The organism is Planktothricoides raciborskii GIHE-MW2 (assembly GCF_040564635.1).
In the GTDB taxonomy this organism is placed as follows: Bacteria; Cyanobacteriota; Cyanobacteriia; order Cyanobacteriales; family Laspinemataceae; genus Planktothricoides; species Planktothricoides raciborskii.
Genome location: NZ_CP159837.1, coordinates 744086 through 762582 on the forward strand (window position 1 = coordinate 744086; position 18497 = coordinate 762582).

The following is an 18497-nucleotide window of genomic DNA, read 5'->3' on the forward strand; positions in this document are numbered from 1 at the left end:
CATTAGTTAAAGGAACGAGACTTGCAGATAGCAAATTATAACCAACCACTATATAACCAATCACTATTGATTATTTTGTTTAGTTTTCTCTGTCAAAGCTTGCAACTGCTCAGAAATTTCGACGGTCGGAGAAATGGGGTTTTCTAGCTGACGGGCAGTATCCGGCAAAGCGGCTACCGAATTACTCGTCCGGCTACTAATTTCTTCCAAGGTTTCTGGTAACGAGACTCGATATCCCCCTTGAAACACTTGTTGTAATAACGGTACTTCATCCGGCAGGGGATCTTCAGTCATCAAACCCAGGCGATCGCATTCAACAGTCCCATTTTTGTAGCGGCGGAATATTTGCTTGCGTCCGGGATAACTGGGTTTGCCACTAGACTGCTTCATCACCGGGATACCATTAATCTCGACTAACTTATAGACCCCATTCACCGGATCTCCCGTCACCAAGCGAGTCCCAAACCCATAGCCATCAATGCAAGCGCCCGCCGATTTTAATCGGGCAACTTCCCACTCATCCAAATCTCCACTAGCCACAATTGGCACCTCTGGCAACAGCGATCGCACCTTCTGGGACAAATCCACCAAATCCCCAGAATCCAAACGCACCCCCGCTAACTCCACCTCACCTTGCTTCACCCGTTCTGTCAACTGACTCGCCGCATTCAGGGTATCGTAAGTATCAATCAACAACGGCGCACCGGGAAAGTAAGTATGAAACACCCGATAAGCCTGCATCTCGCTGCCTTCCAGGGCGGTCAAAGCCATCACCAAAGCATGAGCCATAGTCCCTGCTGGCTTACGGCCTAATTTCAAAGAAGCCAACACATTAGACGTAGCATCCAAACCTCCCGCCAAAGCCGCCCGCGCTGCCCACATAGAAGCCTGGGGACCAAACGCCCGTCGGGTGCCAAACTCCAACAACATCGCCTTTGGTCCCGCCACATCTCGCAACCGCGCCGCCCGCGTCGCAATCAGAGTTTGATAATTTAGAGTACATAATAGATATGTTTCCACAATTTGCGCCTGCCACAGAGGGGCCTCCACCCGTAACAACGGCTCATTGGCAAACACTGCCGTCCCTTCGGGCACCGCCCACACATCCCCGGTAAACTTGCCCGACTCTAACAAAGACCAAAATTGTACTGGCGCATTGGCGAAAATTCCCGTTGCTTGCAGCGCATCAATTTGATCTTCGTGAAACCGGAATTTTTCCAAATATTCGATCCCCTGTTCCAAACCCATCGCGATCGCATAGCCAAAGCCTTCCGGTAAGCGGCGGGCAAAAAGCTCAAAACTGGCGGGGCGATCGGCCAAACTTTCCCCCGCATAGCAAGCGGCCATCGTTAACTGATATAGATCCGTCAACAGGCTGTAATCTTCTGAAGTAATATTCAGTTGCGGATCATCTCCCATCATCGAAATCGACTTTGGCCGAGGGGTATAATTCCCTTCATTATCAATTGCCATATCCTGTCGCTCCTTGGCTCAATGGTTTAATTATAGTAGATTTTACCAAAACTAACCAGGGTTGATTGGTAATTTTTTTGGCTTAAATTCTTCTCAAACCAGTATAAATCTCGATTTATATGGAAAAATTAATTTTTTTCTAGTATAAAAATGGTAAAAACTACCAAAAATATCTTTAAACTCATTACGTATCTGTAATAGGTTCCACCCCTGCCCCCCTGCCGATGGCGGACTTCCTACACCCTACACCCTACACCCGTTCCCCAAATATCCTAAATTAGGTTGCCAAAAACCAGCATAGAGTGATTTAATCAGAAAGTTGCCGAAAAATTACCCTCAACGCTTCTGGGATCGATTTCCCCTCGGCAGTCCTCATGGGAAAATTTGTAAAGAATTGTAACAATTTTCCTCAATTATCTAAGCAATTTTACAGAGACTTAGGCGGTTTCATCCCCAATACAGCCTCAGAGTGTTGAGATTTTATAACTTCTAATAAAAAACATTGCAAAACTATTTACAAAAGCAGATTTTAGTTTAACCTAAAAGTATGAAAGTTAATTGACCAAAAATAGTCAGGAGATGGCTATGAATATCTCTAAGTCTGTTTCCAACATGATGCAATACCTGTCTGAAGCAGTGGCTCGCATTTTTGCCCCCAGTGACGATATGTATCCCCTAATCGGTGTTCAACCATTTGAAGGAGAACCTTGCAAAAAAACCCAATGGGCGGACTAACATCAAATCAACGTTTTTCTTTTACACAACAGATTTGTTGCCATCCTAAATCGATTCCCCATTCATAAATCTTTGAATGGGGTAATTTTTTGGGAATTTTGGGATTTTTTATCTTTGATTATCAGGGAGCGTGGGGGTCGCCCGTACATTTGGGGTTTGATGACAAAATTTCCCTAATCCCTGCTCCTCTGCTGTGTTCCTTTGGCCAAATCACTGCATACCATCAGTCCTAAGCACATTATCCTAGTAAAATAACTTTGTTCACAGAATTGAACTAGGAATAATATGAACCTTAATGACATTCTTCAACAATATGCTCAAGGGGAGCGGACGTTTCACCGAGTAGACCTGCGGGAAGCGGAAATTTTGAACCAAAACTTACAAAACCTGGATTTCACTCAAGCGGATCTACGGCAAGCGAGACTGGGTAAAACACATTTTAATCATGGCATTTTCCACAAAGCAAACCTGAGTGAAGCGATTCTCTGGGGAACAGATTTTAGTGACGCAGATTTATCTGAGGCGATTTTCCGAGATGTAGACATGAGTGGAGGTTATTTGGTGCGGGCAAATTGTTACGAGGCGAATTTCAGTAAAGCCAGTTTATGTGGGGCGAATTTTCAACGCGCAATCCTCAAGAATGCGTCTTTATTTGAAACGGATTTACGACCGAGCTTAGAACACCGCACAGACTTAAGCCAAGCGATTTTAACCGGGGCGGATTTATGCTATGCCAATTTGCGTGGTGTCTTGTTGGTGGAAGCGAATTTAGATGGGGCAAAACTTTGTCGGGCAAATTTGACCGTGGGCAAAGAACCGGACTATTGGGAAACGGATTTAACAGGGGCAAGTTTGCGCGGCGCCGATTTGAGTTATGCGGATTTAACTGGGGCAATTTTATGTAATGCTGACTTGACTCATGCGGATTTAACTCGGACAATTCTGAAAGATGCGAATTTACAAGGGGCGATTATGCCTGATGGAACCGTTTATGATTGAAAACGGTATTAGCGATAAGCCAATTGGGGGTTAAAAACCATCGAAAATTAAAAACCCCAATTGGCTCATCGCTAAAGTCTGCCCCCGCGAATGCGGGGGGCGGATAAATCCGACTAAAATTATATGATTACATGATTTGAAACTATGGTAGAGAGTCGGTTGTAAATAAATTAGACTAGAATTAAACTAAAAATTCAACTCAACATTAAACTAAACAAAACATTAAACTAAAATTAATTATACTCAATAGACTTCTTGCTTTCATACCGGAGCGATCCCCCATCCTCGCCCTCTTCCCCAAAACCCATCTCCCAATTTTGCATAAAAAAATCAGAGATAACCGTTAAAGCAGTAGAAACTTAAATTTAAGGAATTTCACCACAAAGGCACAAAGGACACAGAGACTTCTCTTCTTTGTGTCCTTTGTGCCTTTGTGGTTCAAACCAGACCCTATCTGAATTTTGCATAAAAAAATCAGAGATAATCGTTAAAGGAATAGCAACCAACAAGGGAATCAACATTATGGCCACAACATTAGCAGAGGTGGGGGAATTCTTACAGCGGCGCGGTTGGCGCTACCACCAGGAACCGGAACGCAACCGCATCATTACCGGAGTGAATTCGGACGAGGTGGATCAATTTATCATCGTGGTTGAGTTACAGGAAAACGGGGAATATCTTAGTTTATTTGCCCCGCAGCTTCTATATATCAAAGACCATATATATAAAGGAGTGGCCTTTCAGACCATGTTAGCTATTGCCTGGGAAGTGAAGCTGTTGCGGTGGGAATATGACCCCAGTGACGGCGAAGTGCGGACCAGTGTGGGAATAGCCTTAGAAGATGCACCATTGACCGAGAGACAATTTAACCGCTTGTTATCGGGGTTAATTCACTTGACCGAACAGGGGATGAAACGGTTAAAAGCCGTCTTAGCTACCGGCAATGACCCAGGGTTAGAGACCAGAGAAGCGTTAATAGCGGCATTACGAGAAATGCTATCCGCTTTGGAAGATTAAATTTTTACACCACAGAGACACAGAGAACACGGGTCTCTCTTCTCTGTGTCCTTTGTGCCTTTGTGGTTCAAACCAGACCCAATGACCCGCCAGGGATTAAAATCCCTGGCTGATAGCGCAAGTCGGTTGAAACCGACTCTCTACCATTCTCACGCAAAGAATACAGTCCTCTTTAGAGGACTTTAGCTATTAGCCTGGGGTTTAAACCCCAGGCGGGTTGTCAGCTAAACAAGTTGATAGAGATGCTACCCAGTGAGGCATTGGCGGGACTTCAGGCGGAACTGGAACGGCTGCACGGGTCTCTCTTATCTGTGCTCCTCTGTGCCTCTGTGTTTCATATTTTAGGAGAACATAATGGACTCGCAACAACTATTTACCCAAATTTGCGGCTTTCTCGACCAGCAAGACTGGACATATCAGCCAGACCCAGAACAGCAGCGGTTATTGCTATCAGTAAATGACATAGCTGTATTGATTGCCGTAGAAGAAAATGGGGAATTTATCAAGATTATTCTGCCGCAATTGCTGACCGTACCCGCAGACCATCCCCACTATGAGGCAGCATTAGAAACATTGGCATATTTTGGTTTGCAGCATAAACTGGTGCGGTGGCAACGAGACCCAGAAGATGGGGAAGTGCGAGTGCAGGCAGATTTACCCATCGAAGATAGCGAACTGACCGCCAAACAGTTTTGGCGCACGTTGCGAGGGGCAGTACAAATTGCCCAACAGGGACAAGAACGGTTACAGCAAGTATTAGCCACGGGACAAGATACTGGCAATTCTCAAAATCCAGGAACCAATCAAAAAACCTTAGCTTTTTTCGGGGCTTTGCTTCAAGCTGAGAATGAAGGTGGCGAAACAGCAGTTTATCAGGTACTAGACCAACGCGGGGGACAACTTGACCCCCAATTACCCCAAGCCGCCCAGACTTTTCTGGAAATGGTCGGCACTGCTAAACCAGAAATGCGAGATGGTGTAGTAGGACTGATTGGCGACTTGGCAAATAGTCTGCAACAGTATCCTAGAGGACATCGGGAAATAAATGTCACGGTTGCTATTGGTCTTTATCATTTAGTTCTGGAAGCCCGTCCCCGCGAGACTGTCCCCGATAAATATGCCCGAAATTTAACTAATCTGGGGGTTGCCTACCAGACCCAAGCCCAGTTGGGAGAACAGCCATCGGCGAATCTCCAGAAAGCGATCGCTGTCTACGATGAAGCGGCTAAAATTCGCCGTAAGTTGGGACTGGAGAAAGACCTTTCCCGCACATTGAATAATCTGGGGAATGCCTACCGGAACCAAGCCGAATTGGGAGAACAGCCATCGGCGAATCTCCAGAAAGCGATCGCTGCCTACGATGAAGCGGCTAATATTTTCCGTAAGTTGGGACTGGAAAAAGACCTTTCTACCACATTGACTAATCTGGGGGTTGCCTACCTAACCCAAGCCCAATTGGGAGAACAGCCTTCGGAGAACCTCCAGAAAGCGATCGCTGCCTACGATGAAGCGGCTAAAATTCGACGTAAGTTGGGACTGGAAGAAGACCTTTCTAGCACATTGACTAATCTGGGGGTTGCCTACCTGACCCAAGCCGAATTGGGAGAACAGCCATCGGCGAATCTCCAGAAAGCCATCGCTGCCTACGATGAAGCGGCTAAAATTCGCCGTGAGTTGAAACTGGAGAAAGACCTTTCCAGCACATTGACTAATCTGGGGAGTGCCTACCTGACCCAAGCCCAATTGGGAGAACAGCCATCGGCGAATCTCCAGAAAGCGATCGCAGCCTACGATGAAGCGGCTAAAATTAGCCGTAAGTTGGGACTGGAGAAAGACCTTTCCAGCACATTGACTGGTCTGGGGGTTGCCTACCAGACCCAAGCCGAATTGGGAGAACAGCCTTCGGCGAATCTCCAGAAAGCGATCGCTTTCTACGATGAAGCGGCTAAAATTCGACGTGAGTTGAAACTGGAGAAAGACCTTTCCAGCACATTGACTAATCTGGGGAGTGCCTACCTGACCCAAGCCCAATTGGGAGAACAGCCATCGGCGAATCTCCAGAAAGCGATCGCTGCCTGTGATGAAGCGGCTAAAATTTTCCGTAAGTTGGGACTGGAGAAAGACCTTTCCAGCACATTGACTGGTCTGGGGGTTGCCTACTGTATCCAAGCCGAATTGGGAGAACAGCCTTCGGCGAATCTCCAGAAAGCGATCGCTGCCTACGATGAAGCGGCTAAAATTCTCCGTAAGTTGAAACTGGAGAAAGACCTTTCTGGCACATTGAATAATCTGGGGAATGCCTACCTAACCCAAGCCGAATTGGGAGAACAGCCATCGGAGAACCGCCAGAAAGCGGTCAACTGCTACCGAGAAGCCCTGGAATTCCTCCGCCCCCAACTTCTACCAGTGGAATGCTTAAAGACTGCCCGGGCTTTAGGCAACCTGGGTTTCCAGCAAGGTGACTGGCAAATGGCATTGGAAGGCTACCAGACAGCAATGGCAGCCGTTGACTATAGTCGCACACAGCGAGTTAGCAATGCGGAACGGGAAGAAGTGGTAAAGAAGTCTATCTATATCTATGAAAACGCCATCCAAGCCGCCATCAACCTCAACGATATTCCCACTGCCTTGGAAATTGTGGAACGAGTCCGGGCTAAACGCCTAGTTGACCTGCTGGCAACCGCTGACCTGTATCAAAATGGCGATATCCCCGAACCAGTACGCCAATATCTGCAAAAATTAAACGACCTGGACGACCAAATTGCCCAAAAACGGGGCGAATTGAGCGATGATTCACGGGAAACCAAGCCCGACGGCAGTAAAACTCGTCAACTTCGCGCTGCTACCGCCGTTTCTGAGGACATTGCCCAACTAGAACAGCAAAAAGCAGTCATTCTCGACCAACTCAGCAACCTGGATGAAGTGGTAGCTAAACTGCGCCAAGTCCAACCGCCCAAACTAGCGGACTTTATCCCCTTGTTGCAAGATAGCCCTGGTGCAGCTATCCTCAGTTTCTATACCACTGATGACGATACCCATATTTTCATCCTGCGTCACGGGGAAACGGTTCCCACTTGCTTCACCTGCCAAGGACAGGGCTATAAAACTCTGCAACTTTGGCTAGGAGAAACTTGGGTTATTCCCTATATCAGCAATAAAACCCAATGGGTAGCCCAAATGTCCGCTACTTTGGCGGAACTGTCCCGACGTTTGGAGATTGACCGTTTAATTGCGGAACAACTGCAAGGCTTAGATGAGCTTATTCTCATCCCCCATTTGTTCCTGCATCAAATTCCCTTCGCCGCTTTGCCGGTTTCTCACCCCTCCGCCTCCGGCACCTCCCCTTACCAAGGGGAGGCTGGGTGGGGTGATGATTCCTCCCACACTCCCCCTACCTCCCACACTGGGCGCAAGCATTGCGCCCCTACCTCCCACACTGGGCGCAAGCATTGCGCCCCTACCTCCCACACTCCCCCACCCTCCCCCACACCCCACACTCCCCCACCCTCCCCACCCTACTTCGGCGATAAATTCATCCTCCGCTACGCTCCCAGCGTGCAAGTTCTGGGTTTTTGCCACAACCGCAGCGCCGTCACTGCCCAAGAATACGGTATTGTGGAAAACGCCACCAATGACCTGCCCTGTAGTGGCTTTGAAGGGGCGAAAGTGGCGGAATTCTTTGGGGTGGGGCAGGAAAAACGGCTCATTGGTACTGACGCCACCCGCCAAAAGTACCGCCAATTACTAGAAAATACCACCCACCTGGTCAGCACTCACCACGCCCAAAGCCGCTATGATAATCCCCAGGAGTCGGGACTGCTGCTGAGTGATGGCCGCATTACCGTGAGTCAACTGCTGTCTCCCGGTTGGCGGTTTAAAGATTTAGATGAGATTTTCCTCTCCTGCTGCGAAACCGGGTTATTTTTGCCCAATAGTGCCTTAGATGAACCCGTAGCGGTGAGTACCGGCTTTCTCTGTGCGGGAGCAAGGGGCGTCATTGCTAGTCACTGGTCAATTTATGACTTATCGGCGGCGTTGCTGTCTATTCTTTACCACAACCAGCGCAAAGCGGGGAAAAATCGCCCAGTTGCCCTGCAAGCAGCCCAACAGGAGATGCGGGAAATGACTGGGGCAGAGTTTAAGAGTAAGTATCAGAAGGCATTAGAGGCGCATTTCAAAGCAGAAAAAGCCCGACTTCAGGCTATTCCTGGTTATGACCCCAACCTTTTAACTCGCGTTGTGGATAGCGAGAAAAATATTAAACGTTATGCGGCTGATAAAGGTTGTCCGTTTCAGGAACCAGTCCATTGGGGTTCTTTGGGTTGTTATGGGCTGAGGTAGAGTTTCACCACAAAGACACAAAGACCACAAAGGAATTTCTTCTTCGTGTCCTTTGTGCCTTTGTGGTTCAAAAAATTTCTCAAATCAGCGATAATCTTCTCAAAGTTAGCATTGAGGAGGTGCAACGTATCAAACCAGCGTCCCATCCAATACAAGCTGTGTTATAATCAGAGGGCGAAATGAATGATTAACCATGAAAAACTTCCCTTAAACATTAGAGCATTAGAGAGAAAATTATGGCCAATATCATTATTCCAGTTGATGAAGAGATTAAGGTGGCTTTTGAACAGGCTAATCCAGAAGTAAAAAGACAGTTGAGTGATATGATTCAATTGTTTTTGCGAGATAAATTATCCGGCCAAACTTTGACTGAGGTAATGGCAGAAATTTCAGACAAAGCACAACAGCGAGGCTTGACGCCAGAAATTTTACAAGAGATTTTGGCAGATGATAATGACGAATAGATTTGTCATCGATACGAATGTTTTAATCAGTGCTTTGCTTTTTAAATCATCAGTTCCGTTTCGGGCGATGGAATTGGCAGAAAGGCAAGGAATAATTTTATATTCTGAAGCTACTTTAAAGGAACTAGAGCGAGTTCTGAATCGTCCCAAGTTTGATAAGTATCTTGAGCGAGCAGAAAAAGAAATATTTCTGCAAAAATTTATCGCTGTATCTCTGTTAGTAAATGTCACCGAAACAATCGCTGTTTGCCGAGATGAAAAAGATAATAAATTTTTAGAATTGGCTGTTAGTGGCCATGCCAATATCATAATTACGGGCGATTTGGATTTATTGGAGTTAAATCCTTTTCAATCCATAGAAATTTTGACTCCAGATAGGTTTGTTGATAGGTTAGCTAGGTAAATTTGCTAGGTAGGGCTTCACCACAAAGACACAAAGACCACAAAGGAATTTCTTTTTCGTGTCCTTTGTGCCGAAAGTGGTTCACAATATGGCTCAAATCAGCGATAATCTTCTCAAAGTCAGCATTGAGGAGGTGCGAAGTGACCGAACACTGTCCCCATGAGGAACTAAAGGAGATTTTCCGGCAAGCGTTGCGGGCAAAATCGAAAAAAGAGCGTTTGCGACTGCAACGGAAGGGCATGGATATGATGGCAAAAGCGTCAGAAAAGTGTTTTTGGCCGGGAATGCCGCCAAAATACCGCCACGATCCTTTATATATAGAAGCGGCGCAAACTGCTTGGGAGTACATTACTCGTAAAATCTATGGCAAATTGGAGCGTGGAGATATTTACGATCCAGATAAAGGTAATGCCAGCCCCATTTCCCTTTGGAGTCAACGCTGCGAAGGGGCATATTTAGATTTATTAAGAAATCAGCAAAAAGAGCAAAAGTTAATTAATCCTAATCCGATTGATTCTCGCACAGGTGAACCTCTGAATATGGATGATGTTGCCGATGATGTTGCAGCGTCAGAAGATGATAAAACATCCTGGTTATATCAAGTCCGGGAAATTATTCAACAAGATGCTGAGGGAATATATCGTAATAGTTTTGTCCGCAAAAAGCCACCACCGCCAATTACTGCCCAAGCTGCTTTATTAGAAATATGCGATCGCACTTCCCGTGGTGAAGAATGGACACTTAAAATCCTGGCAGAACATTTCAATGTTCCTCCTGGAGTGATGAATAGCGCCTGGTCGAAAACTCTCAAACCTTTATTGAGAAAAATAGGCGATCGCTTGAAAGATGAGATTTAAAAACCCTCGGAGAATATAACAGAATATAACAAATGTTTAATTAGGAGAAAAAAGGATAATTATGAATATTCAACAATTTGGTCAATTAGTTCCCATTCCTTCAGTTCCGCGTCAGCTTTGTGAAGGGTTTGCCCGACAAATGCAGCCAGAACGCGCTGAAGCCGTCAAGCAAAGAGCGATCGCGGTTTGGGTGGTGTCCCGCTATCTTGATCGCTATAATTACCAATCCGATTATACCCAAAGTAGCGCCTGGAATTTAGCTTTACAAGCCCTAACCGAGTTAGCGGATTTAGAAATAAAAGAAGGCGAAATATCTTTAGGAATAGTTGAATGTATTCCGATAGCTGAGTCGGCGGAAACTTTGGAAATTCCCGAACAAGCAGTGATGAGCGATCGCATAGCTTATATTGCGGTAGAAATAAATCCCGAAAATACCTGGGGGGCGATCGTTGGGTTTACCCCAGCCTTAGAAATAGAATTTCCCGAATTAAGTATCGATCGCGATAACTTATTGCCAGCGGATCAACTCTTGGATTTATTAGATCATGCTAAAAATATAGCAGAAAAAGCAGAAAAAGATATCTGGGAACCGTTAAAAAATTATGATTGGCTAAAAAATCTTGGGGAAGAATGGTTTACGGAAAACCGCCAAGCAATTATCGCCCAATTAGAACGCGCTCTATTATTAGAAAATGAGGCAGTCTGGCAAATTGAATCTGCTGCCCAAGAAATTGAAGCATTGATAGGTCAATTTGCGGCAGTAGAATCAAGCAAAGAATTAGTGATGAGTCGAGAAGATGCAACAGATAGCAAGCGGCAGGAGTTGCGCCAGATTATTGGGGGATTATTCCGGTCTTTGCGAGATAACCAGAAGTAATATAAGTAGGTGAACATAATTAATTGCACTTTTCGTTCCCCGCCGATAGGCTGTGGATTCCCGCCTGCGCGGGAATGACAGTTTTTCTCCCGATCTGGTCTGTAGTGCATTTATTTCTGCCCACCTACTTAGTTGTTCTGAGTGCAGTTGAGACAACTATATTTGCGTAATTTGCATAAATTTTCCCCAATTGACCGTTAACGCTTTAGGAGAAACCTAGAGCGTTTTTTTATGCCTGACAACAGACGGTTGGCAAGTTTGCATAAAAATTGCTCCAAAGTAAGTTGATTATATAGCAGCAAAAATCAAATATCTATACCTATATAACCTATATAAGGGCAAGAGGACAAAAAAATGGACCATATTGCTAATATTTTTCCCAATGTTATTCCCGCCATGACCGCCCCAAACGGCTCGTCTCCGTTACTTCCGGTGGTACTCCAGGCGATCGCCTCTTCTCAAGTACCTGCTAATACCTTACCCTACGCCGTCCACTGGCATATTCCCACTTGTAAATATGCCCAAGCAAAACCCTTTATCAAGAAATTAACTCTACCGGCTGGGGGGAACAATACGACTTTTTCTCATGGCAGTTGGTGGAATCCAGTGACTCAAACTTGGGTTACGGAACCAGTTCTGCTGGTTAAATCTTTTATGACTGGTGATGTGTTGCACCGACATCTTGACGCGATGCTGCGAGAGTCCTATCGCATGGGTCAAGCCCTGGGAGAACAGGCGATCGCGATGGATCTCTCGATCAACGATGCCATGTTAATCATTCCCACCGGCTAATTGATTTAAATCTCCTCTCAGGTGGGCAGGGGCGCGGCGGCTTGCGCCTCTTGTCTTTTTCAGCAAAATTGTAGGTTGGTTTGACCCCAGGAAACTCAACAAAATCACGAGGCAGAGCCTCTAGAATGGCATTCCCAGGCTCTGCCTGGGAACGAGAAATAACGAGAAATACGGGAACGAGAAATAATTTGCATAAAAAACTTCCCCACAATCGTTAATCCTTTAAGACCCAAGACATAAGCCTCATTTAAGCCTCCCTTTTGCAGGGTGGTTGGGGGTATCAACACCACGCAGTCATTAAAAGCAGTGATTATAAAAGGAAGCAAAACCGATGACTAACCCACTCACATTTTATCAAATTCCTGACCCGAAGGAAGAAGCCAAACAAGCTGCTGAAACCATCCGCGAACATCATCCCGAACTGCTAGAAATCCCCCCAAAACCAACGGGATGGAAATTGGCATTCCAAAAAATTATGGGAGGATGTAATTTTCTAAAAAACCTGGTATTTGCCAATCCTGATGAATTTTATGGCAAAAATTACGCGACCGATGAGTTAGTGGAACATTCTCGCCTGACTGCCCGCGTGGTGAGTATTGGTAGCCTCCTTAATGGGATCACAAATCAACCAATTTTATTCTTTGCTTTTAAAGATTTTGGCAACGGAGTCGCGATTATTTCTAGCGTAATTCTGAATGTGCTAATCGTTAAATTTACCAACGATAATGGCACCGCTGTAGCCGGACGAAAATACGGCAACCGTGCCTGGGCTCGTGCTGGGGCTGCTGGGATGATTTCTATGAGTATCCTCCAATCGATCGCCGCTGGGGTAGGCTGCGAAGCGATGAATAATCGCCCGGAACTTAGCCGATTAAAAGCTAGTTTGTTGATTGCCCAGCAAACAGAAAATCTGGAAAATATGTCGGTGACTAGCGAGGCTTTAGAAAGTGCCCGCGCCGAATATGCAGCGGCTTTACGGGAGTTTAAAGCTATGGATCGCAGTGCAGCTAACTGGGATACTTTTTATGTGCGCTTATTCGGTGCCTGGAGCGATCGCAGTCGGAGTTGGAGTCAAGTTTCCACGGAAAATTTATCCTTAGAACAGCGGGTTTTGCGCTTAGAACAGGAAGCCGGGAAAATCAAAGCCCAAGCCAAACAAGATTGGCAGAAAAAATTAGCTAAACGGCAAGAATTAGGGGATGATGTCTTATTTCTCCAAGACCAAATGCCTCAATTATTTACCCGCCATTTTGATGAAAATTACGAACTGCGATCGGGCACCGAAACCATCCGCCTTGCCGCCCTTAATCTTAACGATAAACTGATGCGATTAGATATTGCCGGACTAGGATTTCCCTTGTTTTTCCTGGTTCTTTCTGTTGTCACCAGCGGCGCCGCTTGTTGGATGACTCTTGCCCATGCTGAACGGGAAGATACAGCCATGTCCAGAGATGATGCGGTAGGAGAAGCATTGATTACTTATTTAGAGGATTTAATTCGGGCAGCCGAGGATTAGTTTTTTCAAGGGTGTGGGGCGGCGATCGGGGTGTGGGAAGCCGCCATCGGCCGCCATCGGTGTGGGGGGAAGAGAGAAAAGAGAATAGAGAAAAGAGAATAGAGAATTTTCCTATGCATCCTCTTTCCTATGCATCCTCTTTCCTATGCATCCTCTTTCCTCTTTCCTATGCATCCTCTTTCCTCTCTCCTCTTTCCTCTTTCCTATGCATCCTCTTTCCTCTTTCCTATGCATCCTCTTTCCTCTCTTCCCCTACACCCTACACCCTACACCCTACACCCTACACCCCAGTTTGCATAAAAATTAGTGGCTATTCCGTAATTAATTTAACAGCCATTTAACAGAAATCAACCAAAGGAGAGGTATTCCATGCAAGACTATAACCAACCAGACCAAAACCGTAACCTCCTGCATCTAGTTGATTCTAATTCAATCCAGGAAACAGTGAGCGATCGCAGTCTTTTGCGCCGATTTATTGCCCAATATCGTCAGACGGGGCAATGTCAAACTTTGCCTCAGTTAATCGAAATCGCCCGACTCGCACGGCAAGGACAATTAATCACACCAAAAGAAGCCCGGATTTTATTAGCAGATTTAGCGGAAATAGAGGCAAATTTGCCAACTATTGCCCAGAATTTAACTATTTTGGTTGCCGCAGAGTTTAATAGTAATATCCAGCCAATTTTTCAACCTGAAAAAGGCTTAAATTTAATCCAAAATTTAACCGAAATAGGCGAATATTTGGATAAATTAATGGCGATCGGGCGTAACCATCCCGACCCAGAAGAACCGGGAGTTAAAGAAGGGTTTGCTCCTTGTTATATGGACACCATCAAACGAGTCAATGATTTGCGCTATGACTTAGCGTATCTTCGGGAACATTTACTCCCCCAAAGTCTGACCATTATGGGCAAGCAAAATGATTATGTTCATCTACAACTTAACACTATTTTAGATGTAATTAATGACCTTTATTACACGGCAATGGCATTGTTGCCTAGGTTGCGAGAAAACATTACTCGTAAAGTTCCACAAATGTTAGGTTCGCTGTCGGATGGCTAAACCAATCTAGCACCCAAAAAATAGGTTGTAAATTCATTGCGGCAAGGACAAAGCATTCGCGATTTCAGGTTATCGATCCTAATCAATATTTTGACGTGAATGCTTTGCCCCTACATTCTGAATATATCCTAAAAAAATCAAAACAGCTTACTAAATAACCAGAGAGGATTAATTATGTTTGACTTATTTAAGGCGTTCTTTAATGGTAATTATAGCGCCCATTACGATAAAACTGACAATCATCAACCGCTTAAAACTACCATGAATGGGCGGGAATTTCGCGAACGGTTAGAAAAGGGCGATCGCCAATTCAATAACTTATTATTATCCAAGGTTGATTTACGGGAATTGGATTTAAGTAACTTGGTATTAACCGATAGTATCTTACAAGATAGCGATTTAAGTTATGCTTGTTTAATCAATGCTAACTTTAGCCGCACCAAATGCGATCGCAGCAACTTTACTGGTAGTTTACTAAACGGAGCCAACTTATTTGAAATCAGCTTATGCGGGGCAAACCTTAGCCATTGCCATGCCATAAATGTTAATTTTAGCCGCGCCGATTTAACTAGCGCTAACTTAACCTGGACTAACCTGAGAGGGGCAAATCTTTACCGCACCAATTTAACCGGAGTTAACCTTTCCGGGGCTAACTTAGAAGGGGCAAACTTTGAGCATTCTAGCCGCGACAATATAGACTTAAAAATGTTACGCTTATCCGTAGGATCGCGAATTATTCAAAAAACAAAACCTGGATTTTACTTCGGAGAGTAAAGAGGAGAGAGGAGAGAGGAGAGAGGAGAGAGGAGAGAGGAGAAAGGAAAGAGAATTTTACTCTTTACTATTTCCTCTTTAATCTATCCTCTTTACTCTATCCTCTTTACTCTATCCTCTATCCTTGACTTGCCAAAAAATATGTGATTCTATGTGCCACAATTATTTCCTAAAAAGAAATAATCAAATAGCCATTTTGGAATTTAGCGCCTTTAACGGGTTTACCTCGCAACTGATTAGGTAGGAAAATATTGCGCCGTTGATCGCCTGCTTCAATGGTAACTTCCGGGCCATATTGTAATAGTTTGACCTGCTTTTTATCAAAAGTGGGCAAATATAACCGGACTGTCCCCGATACCACGTCAATTTCTACCGAACGAGGGGCTTGTGTGGCTTTGGTGAAATCCGGTAAAGCCGCGATCGCACCTTGCCAATCATCCCCAGACCGCTGGGGGATTGCTGCCAGATCCAAGGGGGCAAATTCAGCTTTTAATTCTTCGCTAACGGATGCTTGGTTTGCCAGCACCCCAGCCACCGTTAAACCGACTTGTTGGGCGCTGCCCCACAAATAACGGGCGGTAGCTATGGCAGTTTTATCCTGAGTCGTCACCAAATAAGCCACGACCCGCTGGGGATCGGATACCGCCGTTTTCCCTCGATCCAGCAGGTTATTCACTTCCTGGGCTGGCTTACCGCCAATATCATCACTACTCCAACTCACGTTAAAAACCGCACTGGTGACAGGTTGGACAAAGGGTGACAAGGCTTTACCGAGATCCGACTGCGCCAACACATCCTTAAAACGGCGCAAATACCAACTGAGAATTTCTGGCATCCCCAACATCCGCAGGGTATGCTTATCGCCGCTGCCATCATAGACGATCGCATCATAATCACCCGCTGCATCATACTCGCGAATCGCATTCAAGGCTAAGGCGCTATCCATCCCCGGTAAAACACCGAGTTCTTGACCATAAACTTCTTTAAAAAAAGGAGTGCGGACATATTCCGCTTCCAGTTTTTTCAACTGTTCCCAACTCCGATCTAGGAGTACCGCTGACTCCAACTGCACTGCCTTCAACTTCGGGGCAATTTCTTGTGGATCTGGGCCAACGGTCTGACCTAGAATTAGCCCAAATGTTGGGCTAGTATCTTGACTCGCGAGCAGCACCCGCTTGCCTTGGGCGGCCAAACTCCGGGCAGCGGCGATCGCCATTGTGGTTTTCCCTGTCCCACCCTTACCTAAAAACGTCAAAATCAAAGCCATAAGTTTCTGGTTGTAGCTTCTTGCTTGCTATTTGACGTTCAATATTAATCTTTATCGGCGGATTTGGCATGACTGACACGAATTAAATCGCGCCCCCCAAACCCCCAAAACGAGGAGAGAGGTTCTAATGAGAGAGGAGAGAGAATTTTCCTCTTTCCTCTTTCATGGTTCACCTCTTTCCTCTCTTCGCATGGATCTGGATGGGTTTGGAACTATTGCACCACTTGCACTTCGTCTTCAAAAAACCAAGTGGAAACGCCGTTGCCAAAATCAACCACTACGCCGACACCGCTGCCGTCAGTCATTTTGAAATCCTTAACGGTGCCCATCGGATTTTGCTTGATTTTTTCAATAACATCAGCGGCCATCTTTTGTCTGAGACGGAGGACTTTTACCTTTTGTCCGATTTTCATTGCAACTGTAATTCCTGTAATTATCTTGGGTGAATCATTCCACAGTTTATCAGCGATTCGCGCAACTGCGATCCGATCGCTCGCGGAATCGCATCCCATAGATTCTCCCAGTGAGACAATTAGACTGGATCGCAGCCGGTGGTAGAAAAATCATGTAATTTGAAACCCGCTGCGATCGCAATTATCGACCATCACTACTGAGAATTACCATGCTTGCGAAAAGAATCTTGCCTTGTTTAGATGTCAAAGCCGGTCGCGTTGTTAAAGGAGTCAACTTTGTCAACCTCCAAGACGCGGGCGACCCGGTAGAATTGGCCAAAGTTTACAATGATGCCGGGGCCGATGAATTGGTTTTTTTGGACATCACCGCCACCCATGAAGACCGCGACATCATTATTGATGTGGTGTATCGCACAGCGGAACAAGTATTTATCCCCCTCACCGTGGGCGGAGGAATTCAATCCTTAGATACCATTAAACAACTGTTACGGGCGGGCGCCGATAAAGTCAGCATTAACTCATCAGCGGTACGCGATCCAGATTTTGTCAACCGGGCCAGCGATCGCTTTGGCAATCAATGCATCGTAGTGGCGATCGATGCCCGTCGGCGCACGGACCTCAACAATCCGGGCTGGGATGTCTATGTCCGTGGGGGGCGGGAAAATACCGGCATTGACGCGATCGCCTGGGCCAAAGAAGTCACCCAGCGGGGCGCCGGGGAACTCCTCGTCACCAGCATGGATGCCGATGGCACCCAAGCGGGCTATGACTTAGAACTCACTCGCACCATTGCCGAACAAGTAGAAATTCCCGTGATTGCCTCTGGTGGGGCAGGCAACTGCCAACATATTTACGAAGCCCTCACAGAGGGTAAATCCGAAGCCGCACTCCTGGCATCATTACTGCACTACGGTCAACTCTCCGTTGCCGAAATTAAAAATTACTTAGCCGAACACCATGTCCCCGTGCGTCGATAATCATCCCTAAGTAAATCATTTTCTTGTAGGGGCGTTTACCGAAACGCCCCTTATTTATAGTTGGTTATATGCAACTCACCGATTCCCGATCAATCATTTTATCGAAAAATTGACCGATTTCTAGTCCAATAATTAATTTTTGCCGAACAATACCTCATTTTTTTAACGAACTGTTACAATGCTTCATATAAATAGCCGATATATGTAAAGTTATGTTTTTGATCCTCATTTTTATCGTCGCTTTGGTTGCCTGGTCACTGCATCTGATGCAAGAAGCCTTTGACCGTCAGGAGTCCTCCTTAATCTTGGCAGGGACTCTCGTGGCGATGGCGGCAGCGGCGATGCTGGCCGTTTACTTCCTCGTCGGGGATTGCATGGTGTATTTAAATCGGATGGCCGAATACTCTGCCGAATTTAGTCAATATCCTGACCCCATGAATTCAGCGATCGTCACTGCCCAAGCGGAACCGGGGTTAACGGAATACTACCAAGTGGTAGACGCGGACTTGATCTCTATCCCCTAGGGCGGC

The 18497-nt window shown here is 45.8% G+C and carries 17 protein-coding genes; 14 read left to right on the forward strand and 3 right to left on the reverse strand.

All coding sequences use genetic code 11. The features are described from left to right. Window positions 1-63: 63 nt before the first annotated feature. Complete coding sequence (locus ABWT76_RS02980) at window positions 64-1473, reverse strand: nicotinate phosphoribosyltransferase (RefSeq protein ID WP_082348961.1); 1410 nt, start codon at window positions 1471-1473, stop codon at window positions 64-66. 585 nt (window positions 1474-2058) lie between these two features. Between ABWT76_RS02980 and ABWT76_RS02985 the strand changes: the two genes are divergently transcribed. The 12 genes from ABWT76_RS02985 to ABWT76_RS03040 all read left to right on the forward strand — a co-directional run bounded on the left by ABWT76_RS02985 (window position 2059) and on the right by ABWT76_RS03040 (window position 15310). Continuing rightward, a complete protein-coding gene (locus ABWT76_RS02985; RefSeq protein ID WP_072160858.1) occupies window positions 2059-2208 on the forward strand; it encodes an isochorismate synthase in 150 nt (49 codons plus the stop codon). A 285-nt stretch (window positions 2209-2493) separates the two neighbouring features. Then, complete coding sequence (hetL, locus tag ABWT76_RS02990; RefSeq protein WP_054468400.1) at window positions 2494-3207, forward strand: heterocyst differentiation pentapeptide repeat protein HetL; 714 nt, start codon at window positions 2494-2496, stop codon at window positions 3205-3207. A gap of 522 nt (window positions 3208-3729) precedes the next feature. Beyond that, a complete protein-coding gene (locus ABWT76_RS02995; protein WP_354635611.1) occupies window positions 3730-4224 on the forward strand; it encodes a hypothetical protein in 495 nt (164 codons plus the stop codon). Between the two features lie 354 nt (window positions 4225-4578). Further along, entirely contained in the window at window positions 4579-8565 is a 3987-nt protein-coding gene (locus tag ABWT76_RS03000; RefSeq protein WP_354635612.1) for a CHAT domain-containing protein, read from the forward strand. A gap of 236 nt (window positions 8566-8801) precedes the next feature. Further along, entirely contained in the window at window positions 8802-9029 is a 228-nt protein-coding gene (locus tag ABWT76_RS03005; RefSeq protein ID WP_354635613.1) for a hypothetical protein, read from the forward strand. Beyond that, complete coding sequence (locus ABWT76_RS03010) at window positions 9019-9432, forward strand: putative toxin-antitoxin system toxin component, PIN family (RefSeq protein ID WP_354635614.1); 414 nt, start codon at window positions 9019-9021, stop codon at window positions 9430-9432. The genes ABWT76_RS03005 and ABWT76_RS03010 overlap by 11 nt, the downstream gene beginning before the upstream one ends. Before the next feature lie 140 nt (window positions 9433-9572). Then, window positions 9573-10289, forward strand: coding sequence for a hypothetical protein (locus ABWT76_RS03015; RefSeq protein WP_354635615.1), 717 nt, complete (start codon window positions 9573-9575; stop codon window positions 10287-10289). Window positions 10290-10350: 61 nt separating this feature from the next. Further along, window positions 10351-11166 (forward strand): DUF1822 family protein, encoded by an 816-nt coding sequence (locus ABWT76_RS03020; RefSeq protein ID WP_054468921.1) that lies wholly within the window; start codon window positions 10351-10353, stop codon window positions 11164-11166. Window positions 11167-11520: 354 nt separating this feature from the next. After that, a complete protein-coding gene (locus ABWT76_RS03025; protein WP_354635616.1) occupies window positions 11521-11958 on the forward strand; it encodes a hypothetical protein in 438 nt (145 codons plus the stop codon). A gap of 331 nt (window positions 11959-12289) precedes the next feature. Further along, window positions 12290-13474, forward strand: coding sequence for a hypothetical protein (locus ABWT76_RS03030; RefSeq protein WP_054468919.1), 1185 nt, complete (start codon window positions 12290-12292; stop codon window positions 13472-13474). A gap of 369 nt (window positions 13475-13843) precedes the next feature. Continuing rightward, window positions 13844-14536, forward strand: coding sequence for a hypothetical protein (locus ABWT76_RS03035; RefSeq protein WP_054468918.1), 693 nt, complete (start codon window positions 13844-13846; stop codon window positions 14534-14536). Window positions 14537-14710: 174 nt separating this feature from the next. Then, window positions 14711-15310, forward strand: a complete 600-nt coding sequence (locus tag ABWT76_RS03040) for a pentapeptide repeat-containing protein (RefSeq protein ID WP_054468917.1) — start codon at window positions 14711-14713, stop codon at window positions 15308-15310. A gap of 169 nt (window positions 15311-15479) precedes the next feature. On the opposite strand, the gene ABWT76_RS03045 is transcribed toward ABWT76_RS03040, so the two are convergent. Both ABWT76_RS03045 and ABWT76_RS03050 read right to left on the reverse strand, forming a co-directional pair. Continuing rightward, the gene (locus tag ABWT76_RS03045; RefSeq protein WP_054468916.1) at window positions 15480-16577 is read right to left on the reverse strand and encodes an ArsA family ATPase; all 1098 of its coding nucleotides are present in this window, start codon (window positions 16575-16577) and stop codon (window positions 15480-15482) included. Window positions 16578-16789: 212 nt separating this feature from the next. After that, entirely contained in the window at window positions 16790-17089 is a 300-nt protein-coding gene (locus ABWT76_RS03050) for a DUF2862 domain-containing protein (protein ID WP_354635617.1), read from the reverse strand. Between the two features lie 110 nt (window positions 17090-17199). Here ABWT76_RS03050 and hisF point away from each other — a divergent pair, with 110 nt between their 5' ends. Further along, entirely contained in the window at window positions 17200-17967 is a 768-nt protein-coding gene (gene hisF, locus ABWT76_RS03055) for an imidazole glycerol phosphate synthase subunit HisF (RefSeq protein WP_190878616.1), read from the forward strand. 212 nt (window positions 17968-18179) lie between these two features. Next, the gene (locus ABWT76_RS03060; protein WP_072160879.1) at window positions 18180-18491 is read left to right on the forward strand and encodes a hypothetical protein; all 312 of its coding nucleotides are present in this window, start codon (window positions 18180-18182) and stop codon (window positions 18489-18491) included. The last annotated feature ends 6 nt before the right edge of the window (window positions 18492-18497 follow it).